The organism is Pantoea sp. VS1, assembly GCF_002207995.1.
Lineage (GTDB): Bacteria > Pseudomonadota > Gammaproteobacteria > Enterobacterales > Enterobacteriaceae > Pantoea > Pantoea dispersa.
Window position 1 is genome coordinate 86,592 of sequence record NZ_NHZE01000018.1, and the last position, 16,402, is coordinate 102,993.

14 protein-coding genes are annotated in these 16,402 nt (G+C 58.1%); 5 read left to right on the forward strand and 9 right to left on the reverse strand.

Annotated features, from left to right (window positions below; translation table 11 throughout):
* Positions 1 to 13: 13 nt before the first annotated feature.
* Together CBW22_RS10555 and sanA are read left to right on the forward strand one after the other, a co-directional pair.
* On the forward strand, positions 14 to 1,711 hold the full coding sequence (locus tag CBW22_RS10555; RefSeq protein ID WP_021509286.1) for an NAD-dependent malic enzyme: 1,698 nt from the start codon (positions 14 to 16) through the stop codon (positions 1,709 to 1,711).
* Positions 1,712 to 1,850: 139 nt separating this feature from the next.
* Entirely contained in the window at positions 1,851 to 2,570 is a 720-nt protein-coding gene (gene sanA, locus CBW22_RS10560; RefSeq protein WP_031280053.1) for an outer membrane permeability protein SanA, read from the forward strand.
* A gap of 64 nt (positions 2,571 to 2,634) precedes the next feature.
* Here the strand turns inward: sanA and mglC are convergent, their stop codons facing one another.
* The 7 genes from mglC to CBW22_RS10595 all read right to left on the reverse strand — a co-directional run bounded on the left by mglC (position 2,635) and on the right by CBW22_RS10595 (position 10,876).
* On the reverse strand, positions 2,635 to 3,645 hold the full coding sequence (mglC, locus tag CBW22_RS10565; protein ID WP_021509284.1) for a galactose/methyl galactoside ABC transporter permease MglC: 1,011 nt from the start codon (positions 3,643 to 3,645) through the stop codon (positions 2,635 to 2,637).
* Between the two features lie 18 nt (positions 3,646 to 3,663).
* A complete protein-coding gene (mglA, locus tag CBW22_RS10570; RefSeq protein WP_088516613.1) occupies positions 3,664 to 5,184 on the reverse strand; it encodes a galactose/methyl galactoside ABC transporter ATP-binding protein MglA in 1,521 nt (506 codons plus the stop codon).
* Between the two features lie 71 nt (positions 5,185 to 5,255).
* Positions 5,256 to 6,251, reverse strand: coding sequence for a galactose/glucose ABC transporter substrate-binding protein MglB (mglB, locus tag CBW22_RS10575; RefSeq protein WP_059009180.1), 996 nt, complete (start codon positions 6,249 to 6,251; stop codon positions 5,256 to 5,258).
* A gap of 307 nt (positions 6,252 to 6,558) precedes the next feature.
* Positions 6,559 to 7,599, reverse strand: a complete 1,041-nt coding sequence (galS, locus tag CBW22_RS10580; RefSeq protein ID WP_021509281.1) for an HTH-type transcriptional regulator GalS — start codon at positions 7,597 to 7,599, stop codon at positions 6,559 to 6,561.
* Positions 7,600 to 7,740: 141 nt separating this feature from the next.
* Positions 7,741 to 8,901 (reverse strand): DUF418 domain-containing protein YeiB, encoded by a 1,161-nt coding sequence (gene yeiB / locus CBW22_RS10585; protein ID WP_058757260.1) that lies wholly within the window; start codon positions 8,899 to 8,901, stop codon positions 7,741 to 7,743.
* Positions 8,902 to 8,955: 54 nt separating this feature from the next.
* Positions 8,956 to 9,621 (reverse strand): GTP cyclohydrolase I FolE, encoded by a 666-nt coding sequence (folE, locus tag CBW22_RS10590; protein ID WP_021509279.1) that lies wholly within the window; start codon positions 9,619 to 9,621, stop codon positions 8,956 to 8,958.
* A 124-nt stretch (positions 9,622 to 9,745) separates the two neighbouring features.
* Positions 9,746 to 10,876, reverse strand: a complete 1,131-nt coding sequence (locus CBW22_RS10595) for a YbfB/YjiJ family MFS transporter (protein WP_088516614.1) — start codon at positions 10,874 to 10,876, stop codon at positions 9,746 to 9,748.
* Between the two features lie 103 nt (positions 10,877 to 10,979).
* Here CBW22_RS10595 and ptrR point away from each other — a divergent pair, with 103 nt between their 5' ends.
* From ptrR to fghA, 3 genes are read left to right on the forward strand one after another with little or no spacing between them, the layout of a single operon-like run.
* Positions 10,980 to 11,891, forward strand: coding sequence for a putrescine utilization regulator PtrR (ptrR, locus tag CBW22_RS10600; RefSeq protein ID WP_058757258.1), 912 nt, complete (start codon positions 10,980 to 10,982; stop codon positions 11,889 to 11,891).
* Positions 11,892 to 11,936: 45 nt separating this feature from the next.
* Positions 11,937 to 13,061, forward strand: a complete 1,125-nt coding sequence (locus tag CBW22_RS10605) for an S-(hydroxymethyl)glutathione dehydrogenase/class III alcohol dehydrogenase (protein WP_021509276.1) — start codon at positions 11,937 to 11,939, stop codon at positions 13,059 to 13,061.
* A gap of 12 nt (positions 13,062 to 13,073) precedes the next feature.
* Positions 13,074 to 13,916, forward strand: a complete 843-nt coding sequence (gene fghA, locus CBW22_RS10610; protein ID WP_021509275.1) for an S-formylglutathione hydrolase — start codon at positions 13,074 to 13,076, stop codon at positions 13,914 to 13,916.
* Positions 13,917 to 13,963: 47 nt separating this feature from the next.
* Here the strand turns inward: fghA and CBW22_RS10615 are convergent, their stop codons facing one another.
* Entirely contained in the window at positions 13,964 to 14,752 is a 789-nt protein-coding gene (locus CBW22_RS10615; RefSeq protein ID WP_021509274.1) for an ABC transporter ATP-binding protein, read from the reverse strand.
* Positions 14,752 to 15,831, reverse strand: coding sequence for a FecCD family ABC transporter permease (locus tag CBW22_RS10620; RefSeq protein WP_058757255.1), 1,080 nt, complete (start codon positions 15,829 to 15,831; stop codon positions 14,752 to 14,754). The genes CBW22_RS10615 and CBW22_RS10620 overlap by 1 nt, the downstream gene beginning before the upstream one ends.
* Positions 15,832 to 16,402: the final 571 nt, after the last annotated feature.

Below are 16,402 nucleotides of genomic sequence, written 5' to 3' on the forward strand. Positions count from 1 at the left end.
GAGCAAACACTGCATGGAACTCGAGTACGAAAGTAAACGTCCGCTGTATATTCCTTACGCGGGTCCGATCCTGCTGGAATTTCCGCTGTTGAACAAAGGCAGCGCCTTCTCGCTGGAAGAACGTAACGAATTTAACCTCAATGGCCTGCTGCCAGACGCCGTAGAAACCATCGAAGAGCAGGCCGAGCGCGCCTGGCGTCAGTTCCTGGACTTCAAAAACAATAACGACAAGCACGTCTACCTGCGCAACATCCAGGACACCAACGAAACGCTATTCTATCGCCTGCTGGACAACCACCTGGAAGAGATGATGCCGATCATCTACACCCCAACGGTTGGCGCGGCCTGCGAGCACTTTTCAGAAATTTATCGTCGCGCGCGCGGGGTGTTTATCTCCTACAACAACCGCGACCGCATTGAAGACATGCTGCAAAACGCCACCAAGCAGAATGTCAAAGTCATCGTGGTCACCGACGGCGAGCGTATTCTCGGCCTCGGCGACCTGGGCATTGGCGGCATGGGCATTCCTATCGGTAAGCTGTCGCTGTACACCGCGTGTGGTGGCATCAGCCCGGCCTACACCCTGCCGGTGGTGCTGGATGTCGGCACCAATAATCAGCAACTGCTGAACGATCCGCTCTACATGGGCTGGCGCCATCCGCGCATCACCGGCGAAGAGTATGAAGCCTTCGTTGATGAATTCATTCAGGCGGTGAAGCGCCGCTGGCCAAACGTGCTACTGCAGTTTGAAGATTTCGCGCAGAAAAACGCCATGCCGCTGCTGGAGCGTTACCGCGATGAGATCTGCTGCTTCAATGACGATATTCAGGGCACGGCCGCTGTCACGGTGGGCACGCTGATCGCCGCCAGCCGCGCTGCAGGCAGCCGTCTGTGCGAGCAGAAAGTGGTGTTCCTCGGTGCCGGTTCCGCCGGCTGCGGTATTGCCGAGCAGATCGTCGCACAGATGAAATCCGAAGGCCTGAGCGATGATGAAGCGCGCGCGCGCGTGATGATGGTAGACCGTTTCGGCCTGCTCACTGACAAATTGCCTAACCTGCTCGATTTCCAGAGCAAGCTGGTGCAGAAGAGCGACAATCTGAAAGACTGGGACGTGACCAGCGATTCGATTTCACTGCTCGACGTGGTGCGCAATGCCCGGCCGGATATCCTGATCGGCGTTTCCGGCCAGCCGGGACTGTTCACCGAAGAGATCATTCGCGAGATGCACAAGCACTGCAAACGCCCGATCGTGATGCCGCTCTCGAACCCGACCTCACGCGTGGAAGCGACCCCGGCAGATATCATCGCCTGGACCGACGGTGACGCGCTGGTCGCCACCGGCAGCCCGTTTGCACCGGTCACCTGGAAAGGCAAAACCTACCCGATTGCCCAGTGCAACAACTCCTATATCTTCCCGGGTATCGGTCTCGGCGTGATCGCTGCCGGTGCCACCCGCGTAACGGATTCGATGCTGATGACCGCCAGCCGCGCGCTGGCTGACTGCTCACCGCTGGTTAACGACGGTGAAGGTCCGGTGCTGCCAGAGATTAAGGACATCCAGGGCGTCTCCAAAGTGATCGCCATGGAAGTGGGCAAAGCGGCGCAGCTGGCGGGCGTGGCGGTGGTCACCTCCGAGGACGTGCTGTCGAAAGCCATCAACAACAACTTCTGGCTGCCGCAGTATCGTCACTATCGCCGTACCTCGATTTAATTGCAGACCGACGCTGCCGCACGCTTCAGGTGCGGCAGCGCTTAAAAAAACGCCAGCCGACCGGCACAAACTTGCTTAGCCGTGCCGCCTCAAGTAGCCTTGACCCATCTGAATTTTCGTCAACCGAGTGCCCGTGCGCATACTTAAACGCGTTTTCTTTGCTCTGTTTATCATCATCTTACTGGTGATGGCGACCGCGCTCGGCCTCGATCGCTGGATTAGCTGGCGAACCGCGCCGTTTATTTATGAAGATGTCGCTTCGCTGCCGCATCGTCAGGTCGGCGTGGTGCTGGGCACCGCCAAGTATTACCGCACCGGCGTCATCAATCAGTATTACCTGTATCGCATTCAGGGCGCGCTCAACGCTTACAACAGCGGCAAGGTGAATTATCTGCTGCTGAGCGGCGATAATGCGCTGCAGAGCTACAACGAGCCGATGACCATGCGACGCGATTTAATCAAAGCCGGCGTCGATCCCTCAGACATCGTGCTGGATTATGCCGGTTTCCGTACGCTGGATTCGATTGTGCGCACGCGCAAAGTCTTCGACACCAACGACTTCATCATCATTACCCAGCGCTTCCATTGCGAACGCGCACTGTATATCGCCCAGCACCTTGGCATTCAGGCGCAGTGCTACGCCGTGCCGTCGCCCAAGAATATGCTGTCGGTGCGGTTCCGCGAGGTAGGTGCGCGCCTCGGTGCGCTGGCGGATCTCTATCTGATGAAGCGCGAGCCGCGTTTCCTTGGCCCGCTGGTGCCGATTCCGGCGGTGCATGAAGTGCCGGAAGATGCGCAGAGCTACCCGGCGGTCACACCGGAACAGTTGCTCGAGCTGGAAGAGAAGCTGCGGAAGTAGCAGAAGCGAAACAAATAAAAAAGGGCCGCGTTGCCGCAGCCCTGATGGTTGACCTTGTTCTCTGCTATTTTTTGCGTGCGTATTTCAGTGAATCAAGCGCCACGGCGAAGATGATGATGCCGCCCTTGATGATGTACTGCCAGTACGGGTTCACGCCGATGTAGGTCAGACCGTAGTTGATGACGGTGAAGATGATCACACCGGTCACCACACCCGCGACGGTACCTACCCCGCCAGCGAACGACACGCCGCCCACCACGCAGGCCGCAATCGCATCCAGCTCATACATAAAGCCGAGGTTGTTAGTGGCGCTGCCGATACGGCCCGCTTCCAGCATCCCGCCGAAGGCATAGAACACGCCGGACAGCGCATACACCAGGATCAGGTTAAGCGGAACGTTAACGCCAGAGACTTTCGCCGCTTCCGGGTTACCGCCGATAGCAAAGATGTTTTTGCCGAAGCGGGTTTTATTCCACAGGATCCAGACGAACACGATGGCAATAATCGCGTAGAAGGTGATGAACGACAGCTTGAAGTCGCCGAAGCGCAGGAAGCCCTGGGCAAACTTCGAGAAGCCAGCGTCAAAACCGGCAATCGGTGAAGCGCCCACAAAGTCGTAGTACAGCGAGTTGATGCCGTAAACGATGATCATGGTGCCCAGCGTGGTGATAAACGGCGTCACCTTCAGGTAAGCGATGATCACGCCGTTAACCAGACCAATCACGCCACCGATGATGCACACGGTCAGAATTACCAGCGGAATTGGCACGGTTTCCAGATGCGGGAACACCTTGTTGGCGTTATCCATCGACTGCAGCAGCGTTGCCGCTACCACCGCCGCCAGACCCACCTGGCGACCCGCCGACAGGTCAGTGCCCTGGGTCACGATCAGACCGGCTACGCCGAGGGCGATAATAATACGGACCGATGACTGAGTCAGAATGTTACTCAGGTTCATCAGGCTTAAAAAGGTCGGATCCTGGAAAATAATAATCGCCAGCAGTACCAACAGGACAACATAAATGCCGCCCTCTTTTAACCAGGTTAGCGCATTCTTTTTAGTAGTCGCTTTCATGTTAAAGCCCTTGCTTCATTAAAGGTGTAATGACGCTAAACGCAGGATTTCATTCTGCGAGGTCGTTTTAGTATCGACAATGCCCGCTACCTGACCATTACTCATTACCAAAATACGGTCGGTAATGCCCAGCAGCTCTGGCATTTCAGAAGAGATAATAATGATGCCCTTTTCTTTTTTCGCCAGCTCCGAGATCAGCTGATAAATCTCGAATTTAGCGCCGACGTCAATACCGCGCGTCGGTTCATCAAGCATCAGTATTTCCGGCTGCGTCAATAACCAGCGACCAATAATGACTTTTTGCTGATTACCGCCGGAGAGCGATCCAATTTGGGTATGATGGCCGGGCGTTTTCACCCGCATGGCATCAATGACCCACTGGGTATCGCTTTTCATGCGTTTATTATCCAGCAGACCCATACTGGATTTATATTTCTTGATATTAGAAATGAGCGAGTTAAAACCAATATCCAGGTAGGCATAAATCCCGGTGGAACGCCGCTCTTCCGTCACCAGCGCAAAACCATGGTTGATGGCTTCGTTGGCGCTGTGGTTATTAATCGCTTTACCGTGCAATTTAATGGTGCCGCCCGACTTCTCACGGATACCAAATAAGGTTTCCACAATGTCAGTACGCTTGGCGCCCACCAGGCCGGCAATCCCGAGAATCTCGCCTTTGTGCAGATCAAACGAGATATCACGGATCGATGGCTGGCGCAGCGAGGTCAGATTGCGCACCTCCAGAATCACTTCACCCGGCACGTTAGTTTTGTCCGGGAAGCGCTGGTTGAGCGAACGGCCGACCATCATGGCGATGATCTTGTCCATGTTCAGCCCTTCCAGCGGCTGAGTGGCAATCCACTGGCCGTCACGCAGAATGGTGATCTCATCGCACAGCTGGAAAATCTCTTCCATTTTATGCGAAATATAAACAATACCGCAGCCGCGATCTTTCAGCTTACGGATAATGGTGAACAGGTGGTTAACTTCTTTTTCGGTCAGCGATGACGTGGGCTCATCCATAATGACGATTTTCGCGTCATAGGAAAACGCCTTGGCGATTTCAATCATCTGCATTTGTGATACCGAAAGCGTCGCGACTTTATCGCGCGGATCGATATCAATATCTAATTCATCAAAGATCGCTTTGGTATCACGATACATTTTATCCTGATCGACAAACGGACCTTTGCGCGGATAGCGCCCCAGCCACATGTTGTCCATCACGTTGCGCTGCAGCACCAGGTTTAATTCCTGATGCACCATTGAAACGCCATTTTCCAGCGCCTCTTTGGAGGATTTGTAATCTATTTCCTCACCCTGAAACAGGATGCTCCCCGTATCCTTTTTATAAATCCCAAACAGGCATTTTAATAAAGTGGATTTACCGGCGCCGTTTTCACCCATTAAGGCATGGACGGAGTGCGGCCGCACTTTTAAATTCACATTATCTAAGGCTTTCACCCCTGGAAATGATTTCGAGACATTCGTCATCTCCAGCAGATATTCTCGCTGTGTGGTCGGATTCTCACTGGCCATAATTTACCTGGCTAAAAAAAGCGTTGGTCAGATGCAATAAGGCGCGGCAGAAAAGCCGCGCCCGGGACGAATTACTTCACAAACTGCGACAGGTTTTCTTTATCAACCGGTACGTACGGTACGCGTACTACTTTGCCATCCATCTTGAAGTTGGTACCTGCGGTTGGCTCTTTGCCATTGGCCAGGTTGTTAGCAATGTCCAGCGTAGCTTTCGCCTGGTTTTCCGCATCGTTCAGCACGGTACCGGCCATCGCACCGGATTTCACCAGCGCCAGCGCTTCTGGCAGGGCGTCTACACCAAATACCGGAATGCTGGTTTTGTTGTGCGCCTTCAGCGCTTCAACCGCACCCATCGCCATCGCATCGTTGTTCGCGATGATCACTTCAATTTTGTTGGCGTTCGGGCCAGACAGCCAGGCGTCCACTTTGTCTTTCGCCTGCGCGGTATCCCACATCGCAGTATCCATCGCCAGCTGCTGGGTTTTGATGCCGTCTTTGTTCAGGGTTTCGATGACGTATTTGGTACGCGCTTCAGCGTCCGGATGGCCCGGTTCACCTTTCAGCAGCACAAACTGAATCTGACCGTCTTTGTTCAGATCCCAGGCTGGCGTGGCTTTCCAGTGTTTCTCGATCAGCTCACCCTGCTTGATGCCGGACTCTTTGGAGTCGGTACCGACATAGTAAGCTTTGTCGTAGCTGGCCAGCACTTTCGCGTTAGGCTCTTTGTTGAAGAACACCACCGGCACGTCGTTCGCGCGCGCTTTGTCGATCACCACTGCCGCAGCAGCCGGATCCACCAGGTTGATGGCCAGCGCTTTCACGCCTTTCGCCATCAGCACGTCAATCTGGTCGTTCTGTTTGGATTGGTCGTTCTGTGAGTCGTTCATCAGTAGCTGAATGCCGCCCACGGCTTTCGCCTCTTTTTCGATGTCCTTGCGCACCATCGACATGAAGTTGTCGTCATATTTATAAATTGTCACGCCAATGCGGGTATCGGCGGCGTGCGCAGTTGCACCAAACATCATGCTGGCAACCAGTGCTGTGAGCGTGAAAACCTTCTTATTCATGGTATCTCCGGTTTTTTTATGCAGGGTATTTCATCGCGCCGTATTGCCTGCGGGCAGACAGCGCAGTCGGTTGAAACGCTATTTTTATGGGGCAGGCGCTGCTACCAAGCCGGACCACCATCGCTATCCTGACTTCCCTGTAGGTAAACGCTTCCTGAAGTGTGTTGTGAACCATTTCAATCGGCTACTGAAACCAGACCGGGGAAGGAAAGCCCGGCGTTACATAATGTTTCAGTCCGGTAAGACGCTGCCATCATAGTGAGCGCCATGTTAATTAACTGTGAATACAATCACAGATTGGAAACGGTTACACGGCGCTATCGCCTGAATTAGTGACCGACTCCACAATTTGCCGCTGCGCCACCGAATGGCGCCGCACCAGCGTAGGCATGAAGCAGTGCGCGGCGTGCGGATCGAGCGTGCCTGCTGCGCCCTGCAGGGCCAGCTCAGTCGCCAGTTTCGCCATAGAAACAATGGGATAGCGCACCGTGGTTAGTTGCGGGTCGGTGTAACGGGAAATGGGGATGTCATCGAAGCCGATGACAGAGAAATGCTGCGGCACCTGAATACCGTTATCTTTCAGCGCAGTGAGCGCACCGGCCGCCATGCCATCGTTATAGGAGAACACCGCAGTGAGGTGCAGATTGCGCCCCAGCAGCTCCACCATCGCGGCTTCACCGCCCTGCATGTCCGGTTCGGCATGCGCAATCCAGCCCTCCGGCGGGCGGATGCCCTGCTCCGCCAGTGCCTGCAGCCAGCCATCGCGGCGCTGCGCCACGTCCTCAATCGGATGGCTGGAGCTGAGGTAACCAATGCGCTGATGGCCCTGCTGTAACAGCATACGCGTCGCTACCTGCGCCCCGGTAACATTGTCGAGGCAGACGCAGCGGTGCTCATATCCCGGAATAGTACGATTAATCAGTACCATACCGGGAACCTGGTCCATAAACCGGGCCAGCTCCGCGTCTGTAAGCGTTTTCGCGTGCACCACCAGCGCGTTGCAGCGCTGGCGGATCAGCACTTCAATGGCATGGCGTTCTTTCTCTTCCTGATGCCACGAATTGCTGATGAGCACATGCTTGTGCATGCGCTGCGCCACGGTATCCACCGCTTTAACCAGCGCACCAAAGAAGGGATCGGAAACGTCCATGACTACCACGCCGATGGTATCGCTCACCTGGGTAGCCAGCGCCTGCGCGTTGGCATTCGGCCGGTAGCCGAGCGATTCAACCGCCTGCAGCACGGCTTCGCGGGTATCAGAGGTGACTGCACTGCTGTTATTGAGCACCCGCGACACGGTGGCAACGGAAACCCCGGCCTGACGGGCGACATCACGAATCGTTATCATGCAGTTGTTCCACAGAGGAGAAAATGCGCGACTGGCGCGTAACGGCGCTATTCTGTCAGGGCATCGGAAACAGCTGCGTGAATTACGTCACACGGATGAAAACGGTTACATACAATTATGCAACCTTTGTGATGAACATCATTATCTGCCGGCGGACGCGTTATCCGCTTTTCCGGCGGCGAGCTGCGTCAGCCGGCGCCAGAGCCACTCCATCGGTCCCTGCGGGAAGACGCGCAGCCACAGCACGGAGAACAGAATATTGACCAGCCAGATGGCCGGTACAAAAGCCAGTAGTTGCAGGCGGTCAAATTTGAGGAACAGATCGAAGCGGTAGAACAGCGTGGTGCAGATCAGCGTCTGCAGCAGATAATTGCTCAGCGCCATGCGGCCGACACACTGAATGGCGTAACTGAACCGCGTGGCGGCGATGGCCGGCCAGTAACCAAGACAGAGCGCAGCGTAGCCAAGGCTGATAAACGGACTGGCGAGATCGCGTGGCACCTGCAGGAAAAAGCCGCTCCAGCGAAACTCCCACTGTAGCAGCCACTGCGCCAGCACGCCGGGTATGGCAATCAGCCAGCCGATGGTCAGTAACAGCGCCGCCGCGCGTCGGTAGTGTTGCAGACTAAACTGGCCGCTCAGCCAGCCGCTGCGCATCAGCGCGGCACCGATCAGCATCAGCCCGGCCAGTTGCCAGCCATACTGCGAAGCCAGCGCCATCAGGCCGGATGACAGGTGTTCGAGGCGATTCTGCACCGCTTCCCAGCCGCCGACCAGTTTCCAGTAGCTCTCATACTCCAGATCTGCCGCGCCCGGCAGCCACGAACGCGTCGGCTGCGGACTGGAGATGACGCCAAACACCAGCAGCACGGCACAGCCCACCAGATAGAGCAGCACGCCGGTATGTAATAGCGCCCGCTCCGACGGCACGTCACGCAGCATGCGCCAGACAATCAACCCAATCAGGCCATAATCCAGCAGGATGTCGCCTTCCCACAGGAACACCGCGTGGATGAACCCGATGAAGACCAGCAGCGTTAAGCGCGAGGAGATCCAGCGGCTGCCGCGCGGCACCTGCAGTGCCAGTCCGGCACCAAAAAGCAGCGCAAACAGCGTCAGGAATTTTAGCTGCGCCAGGCCATCCATGATTGCCCAGGTCCAGGCATCAGAAACGGAGGCTTCACCCTGCCAGGCCGGATTGAGATAGGCCGCCGAGGGCAGACCAAAGCCGACGATATTCAGCAGCAATATGCCGAGAATGGCGCAACCACGAATGAAATCCAGCGCGAGATAGCGTTGCATCGAGTGCCCTGACGGTGAGAGGAACACGGGCGACAACGACGCCGCCCGCGCTGCTTAGCTGTGGCGTACCGCGCGCAGGAACTCCTGACGCGTGTTCTGGCTCGATTTGAACAATCCGCCGAGTGAAGTGGTGGTGGTCGCGCTGGTCGCATCTTTGACGCCGCGCGCTTTCACGCAGTAGTGCACCGCATCGATCGACACCGCCACGTTATTGGTGCCCAGCAGGGTTTGCAGCGCCACCAGCACCTGCTGGGTTAAACGCTCCTGCACCTGCGGACGCTGGGCGAAGAACTGTACGATACGGTTGATCTTCGACAGGCCAATCACCTTGTCTTTAGGAATATAGGCCACGGTGGCTTTGCCGTCGATGATCACGAAGTGGTGTTCACAGGTGCTGGTCAGGGTGATATCACGCACGGTGACCATTTCATCCACCTTCATCTTGTTTTCGATGACGGTGATTTTCGGGAAGTTGGCGTAATCCAGACCTGAAAAGATTTCGTCAACGTACATCTTGGCGATGCGGTGCGGCGTCTCCATCAGGCTGTCGTCTTCCAGGTCCAGATTCAGCAGCTGCATAATCTGGGTCATGTGGCCGGCGATCTCGCGCTTGCGTGACGCGTCGTCCATATCGCGCACCGGGGCGCGTAATGGCGTTTCCAGGCCACGCGCCAGCAGTGCTTCGTGAACCAGGGCGGCTTCCTGACTTAAGGTGCTCATCGTACTCTTCTCCGGCAGGTGATGCGCCCGCAGGTCTGCGCCTGCGGGGGAAATTCTGAGCGCGTATTGTGAAACACAACGCGCGCTTAATCCAGCAATCAATCCGATTGGAAGTGAAAGCGTTTCAGGTGGACGATCGCCGCATCACCAGCGCCCCCGCCAGCAGCAAACCACCGCCGGCCACCCACAGCGCCGGATCGAGCCGGTGCCACAGCAGGCTGGAAATCCAGGACAGCAGCGGCCCACCGAGCTGTCCGATGGCATAACCGGTCGTGAGCAGGCCGGCGAGATAGCGCGCGTGGTGCGGCGCCAGCTCCCGGCTGTACTGCAGCGACAGCTGCACCACGCAGAGAAAGCCGCCGCCAATCAGCAGCGCCGCCAGCAGCAGACCGTTGATGCCCGGCAGTACGATGGCCGCGATCACGCCCAGCGCCTGCGCCCACAGCACCAGCGCCAGCCGCCGGTGGCTGCTGCCCCAGTGGCGCGTCACGATTCCCAGCACGATGCCGATCACCGCCGCCCCGCCAAACACTGGCCAGACAAACTGCGCAAAAGCGCTATCAGGGAAGCGCGCCGCCGCCATTTGCGACAGGAAGGTGGCGGGCAGAATATAGCCAAAGCCGGCAAGGCTGTAGCTGAGGATCAGACGCTTCAGGTCACGCGTCAGCAGCAGCGGCTCGGCGGCCTGTTGCGGGCGATGCAGCTGTCCGCTGCGCGGCAGGAAACGCGCAATCGCGGCAATCAGCAGCAGCGCCAGCACACCGTACGCCGCCCAGGCAAACGCCGCGCTCACGCCGCTGGCGTGCAGCAGTACCGCCAGCATGCCGCTGATGAAGATGCCGGTGCCGGGACCGGCAAACACCGCTGCCGACAGGCCCGGCCGGCCGTGATGCAGCAGTTGCTCATTGCTCCATGCTGCCACCAGCACCATTGCCCAGCCGCTGGCGACGCCGATCAGGAAACGCACCACCGCATGCAGCCACGGCCCGCTGATACAGGCGGACAGCAACGTCAGCGCGACGGCACCCCAGACGCCCAGCTGCAGCCGCCACTCCACGCGCCGCTGCGCGCGCATCGCGTCAAACGATCCGGCCAGATAACCGAGATAGTTCAGCGCCGCGACCAGGCTGGCGCTGGCGAGCGTGAGCTGACCGTCGTGAATCATCAATGGCACCTGCGGGGTAAACGCAAATCGCCCAATCCCCATTGCAACCACTAAACTTAAAAACGCGCTAAGCGCGACTCGCCACGCCATTCTGACTCCGGATCGATTGGATTATCACTTGTCAGCAGCATGCATGACGTTTAGACTCACGAAAAGTGAATAATATTAACCAAGTTGTTTACGAGAAGAGAATATGGATTTAGTACAGCTCCGCATGTTCTGTTCCGTGGCCGAAACCGGCTCACTGGCGCGCGCCGCCGAAATGCTGCATCGCGTGCCGTCTAATCTCACCACGCGACTGCGACAGCTGGAAGAAGAAATCGGCGTCGATCTGTTTATTCGTGAGAAGCAGCGCATTCGTTTGTCGCCGATGGGCCACAATTTCCTCAATTATGCGCAGCGTATTCTGGCGTTGAGCGACGAGGCGCTGAACATGGCGCGCGCCGGTGAACCCGGTGGTAACTTTGCCTTCGGTTCGATGGAGAGCACCGCCGCCACCCGCCTGCCGGGATTGCTGGCCGCCTATCATCAGCGCTTCCCCAACGTCGCGCTGTCGCTGGTGACCGGCACCTCAGGCGATATCATCGATAAAGTGCGCGCCGGCACGCTGGCGGCCGCGCTGGTGGACGGTCCGGCCAGTCATGACGATCTGAATGGCTGCATCGCCTTTCGTGAAGAGATGGTGCTGATCACCAGCCTCGAACACGCGCCGATTCACAGCGCCCGCGATACGCAGGGCGATACGCTGTTTGCCTTTGGCAACAGCTGCTCGTACCGCACCCGGCTGGAGTCCTGGTATCGCGACAGCCAGAGCGCACCGCACAGCGTTATGGAGATTCAGTCTTATCACGCCATGGTCGCCTGCGTAGCCGGCGGCGGCGGCGTGGCGATGATTCCGGCCTCGGTGCTGGCGCAGATGCCGGCCCGCGCGCGCGTGCAGCAGCACAGCCTGCCGCCGACCTGGCGCGACACGGCCACCTGGCTGATGTGGCGCCGCGACGCCTTTACGCCCAACGTTGAGGCGCTGAAGTATCTGATTATTGAAATGTTTGATGACCGCCCGCTCAACGATGAACTGCTGCATCCGCTGCAGGCCGCTGAGTAAGCGTTATTTTTTATCCAATCACGACATCACAGGAAGAGGGATTGCATGAACATGATTAAAACCCGCGCGGCCGTGGCCTGGGCTGCTGGCGAACCGCTGAAGATTGAAGAAGTGGATCTGATGCCGCCACAGAAAGGGGAAGTGCTGGTGCGCATCGTTGCCACCGGCGTGTGCCATACCGATGCTTACACCTTGTCAGGTAAAGATCCGGAAGGCGTATTCCCGGCGATCCTCGGTCACGAAGGTGGCGGCGTGGTTGAAGCGGTGGGCGAAGGCGTTACCAGCGTGGCGGTCGGCGATCACGTGATCCCGCTGTACACGCCAGAGTGTGGCAAGTGTAAATTCTGTCTCTCCGGCAAAACCAACCTGTGTCAGGCAATCCGCACCACGCAGGGCAAAGGGCTGATGCCCGACGGCACCACCCGCTTCTTCAAAGACGGCAAGCCAATCTTCCATTACATGGGCACCTCGACCTTCTCTGAGTACACCGTCGTACCGGAAATCTCCCTGGCGAAAATCAGCAAAGAAGCGCCGCTGGAAGAAGTGTGCCTGCTCGGCTGTGGCGTGACCACCGGCATGGGCGCGGTGATGAATACCGCCAAAGTGAAAGAAGGCGACACCGTGGCGATTTTCGGCCTCGGCGGTATTGGCCTGTCGGCGATCATTGGGGCGAAAATGGCGAAGGCCGGTCGCATCATCGGTATTGATATCAACACCAGCAAGTTTGACCTGGCGCGCAAACTGGGCGCGACCGACCTGGTTAATCCGAAAGATTTTGCTAAGCCAATTCAGGAAGTTATCGTCGAGATGACCGACGGCGGCGTGGACTTCTCGTTTGAGTGTATCGGTAACGTCAACGTGATGCGTTCCGCGCTGGAGTGCTGCCATAAAGGCTGGGGCGAATCAGTGATTATCGGCGTTGCCGGTGCCGGCGAAGAGATTTCTACCCGGCCGTTCCAGCTGGTTACCGGCCGCGTATGGCGCGGGTCGGCGTTTGGCGGCGTGAAAGGACGTACTCAGCTGCCGGGCATCGTGCAGGATTACCTCGACGGTAAGTTTGCGCTGAATGATTTCATCACCCACACCATGCCGCTGGAAGAGATCAACGAGGCATTTGAGCTGATGCATGAAGGCAAATCGATCCGTTCCGTGGTGCATTTTAATAAATAAGCAGGAGGCGACATGGCATCCACTCTGGAGCTGCTGGAAGAACACCGTATTTTTGGCGGCTGGCAGCAGCGCTGGCGTCATCAGTCCGCCGTGCTCAACTGCCCGATGACGTTCAGCATTTTTCTGCCGCCGCCGCGCGACGACGCGCCACCGCCGGTGGTGTGGTTTCTCGCCGGGCTGACCTGCAACGATGAGAACTTCACCACCAAAGCCGGTGCGCAGCGCGTGGCGGCCGAACTCGGTCTGGTGCTGATTATGCCGGACACCAGCCCGCGCGGCGATGCAGTGGCCAATGACAGCGGGTACGATCTGGGCCAGGGTGCCGGGTTTTATCTCAACGCCACGCAGCAACCGTGGGCGGCACATTATCGCATGTTCGATTATCTCAGCGAGGAGCTGCCGGCACTGGTAGCGGATAACTTCAAGCTGAGCGATCGCCAGTCGGTAATGGGGCATTCGATGGGCGGCCACGGCGCGCTGGTGCTGGCGCTGCGCCTCGGCGGGCGCTTTGCGTCGGCGTCCGCGTTTGCGCCAATCGTCAACCCGACCGAAGTGCCGTGGGGACAGAAAGCCTTTGCCGCCTATCTGGGCGACGATCGCCAGACGTGGCGCGAGTGGGATAGCTGCCTGCTGATGCAGAACGCTGAACATCGCCTGCCGGTGCTGATCGATCAGGGCGATAGCGATCAGTTCCTCGCCGATCAGCTGCGCCCGGAGCGGCTGGAAGCAGTGGCGCGCGAGCAGAACTTCCCGCTGGAGCTGCGTATCCAGCCGGGGTATGACCACAGCTACTTCTTTATCGCCAGCTTCGTGGAGGACCATCTGCGGTTCCACGCGCAGCATTTACTGGCGTAGTGCGCTTCTCTGCCCCTCTGATGCTGAGGGGCAGAACGTGTCTGGCGTCAGGCCAGCGATTCCGCTACCAGCCCATCAATCATTACCTGCGGCATGCCCTGTGAGCAGTGCTCAATGCGGCCGCGCACGCCATACACCTGCGCCAGCGTCTCCGGCGTAATCACCTGCGACGGCACACCGTCGGCCAGCAGTTGCCCCTGCTTCAGCATCAGCGCGTGATCGGCATGACGCAGCGCGATGTTGATGTCATGCACCACCACCACCGTCACCATGTTGCGCAGCCGGGTTTCGCGCCGCACCAAATCCATCACGTGGAACTGATAATTCAAATCCAGCGCGCTGAGCGGTTCATCCAGCAGCAGCAGTTCCGGACGGCGAATCAGCGACTGCGCCAGCCCGACCAGCTGCTTCTGGCCACCGGACAGCTGATCGAGATAACGCATCGCCAGATGGGCAATGCCCAGCTGCTCCAGCAGGTGCATGATCTCCGCTTCACTGGCGGCGCTGTGTAATCCACCGGAGGCACGCTGAGCCACGATGATCGACTCCAGCACGTGCAGATGCACGCCGGCTGGCAGCGTCTGCGGCAGATAGACCACGCGCTGCGCGCGCCGGGCAAACGGCTGGCTCATCAGCTCTTCACCGTTGAGCCACAGCTCGCCCTGCCCTTTGCTCAGACCGGCCAGCGCGCGCAGCAGCGTCGATTTGCCGCAGCCGTTGGGGCCCAGCAGCACGGTGATTTTGCCGCGTGGCAGCTGCGTGACATTGAGATCGTCGATGACGTTCCGCTTCGGGTAACCGGCGTAAAAGTGGCTGACGCGTAAGCCCTGCTCCATCACACTGTCCCCCGATGCCGCAGAATAATGCTGAGAAAGAACGGCACGCCCACCAGCGAGGTGACGATGCCGACCGGAATGATGACGCCGGGAATGAGGTTTTTTGAGGCCACCGACGCCAGTGACAGCACCAGCGCGCCGGTCAGCGCACTGGCCGGCAGATAGTAGCGGTGATCTTCACCAAACATCATGCGCGCAATGTGCGGCGCGACCAGGCCGATAAAGCCGATCGGGCCGACGAATGCCACCGCCAGCGCCGAGAGAATGCTGATGCGCAACAGCGTCGCCAGCCGCAGACGCCGCACATCAATGCCGAAGCTCACCGCGCGATCTTCACCAAGGCGCAGCGCCGTGAGTTTCCAGCTGCTGAGCATCGAGAACGGCAGCAGGATGGCAAAGGCGGCGCTCAGCACACCCAGTTTTTCCCATGAAGCACGCGCCAGACTGCCCATGGTCCAGAACACCAGGCCCTGCAGCGTATCTTCGCTGGCGATGAACTGCATCATCGAAACCAGGGCGTTAAAGGTGAACACCAGCGCGATGCCAAACAGCACCACGCCGGAAGTTGAGACTTTGGTCCAGCGCGTGATGCCATCCAGCATCAGCGCGGCAAACAAGGCGAAGACAAAGGCATTGGCGGAGATCAGCCACTGGTCCGGCACGCCGGGAATACCGATGCCGAGAATGATTGCCAGCGCGGCACCAAACGCCGCTGCCGACGAGACGCCGAGCGTAAACGGGCTGGCCAGCGGGTTATTGAGGATGGTCTGCATTTCAGCACCGGCGAGGCCGAGTGAGAAGCCGACCACCACCGCCATTAGCGCATACGGCAGACGGATGTCCCAGACGATCACGCGCGTGCCGGCGTCCACCGCTGCGGGATGGAGCAGCGTTTGCCACAGCGTGTCGAGCGTCAGGCCGGCCGGGCCAAGGGTGAAATCGAGGATAACTGAAGCGAGGATCGCCAGCACCAGCACACCAATCAGCAGCAGTCGCTGACGCAGAACCTGACGATAACGGGTCAGGGTATCGGCTTCGGTGCCATGTTCCGCCACCAGCGCGGAGTCCGTACTACGCATTGTTCTACCTGTTTCCTGTCGCCTTATAACGGCTGCCACAATAGAGCAGGTGATAATAATTATCAATGCTGTCTCTGTAACAAAGCCCGAATGGTTTGCGCCAGGTTTGCATAGCGTAATAGATCGCAAAAAAACGCGGCCGGGGCCGCGTTGTCAGGTATTACTGCCTGTTTGCCAGCGCAATAAATTGCGCCGCTACAGAGGGTTGCACCGATTTGTAGCGGCGCGATTCATCGCGCAAAAACGCCTCCAGGCCGCGTTGTCAGGCATTACTGCCTGTTTGCCAGCGCAATAAATTGCGCCGCTACAGAGGGTTGCACCGGTTTGTAGCGGCGCGATGCATCGCGCAAAAACGCCTCCAGGCCGCGTTGTCAGGCATTACTGCCTGTTTGCCAGCGCAATAAATTGCGCCGCTACAGAAGGTTACACCGATTTATAGCGGCGCGATTCATCGCGCAAAAACGCGGCCAGGGCCGCGTTGTCAGGCATTACTGCCTGTTTGCCAGCGCAATAAATTGCGCCGCTACAGAAGGTTACACCGATTTGTAGCGGCGCGATTCATCGCGCAAAA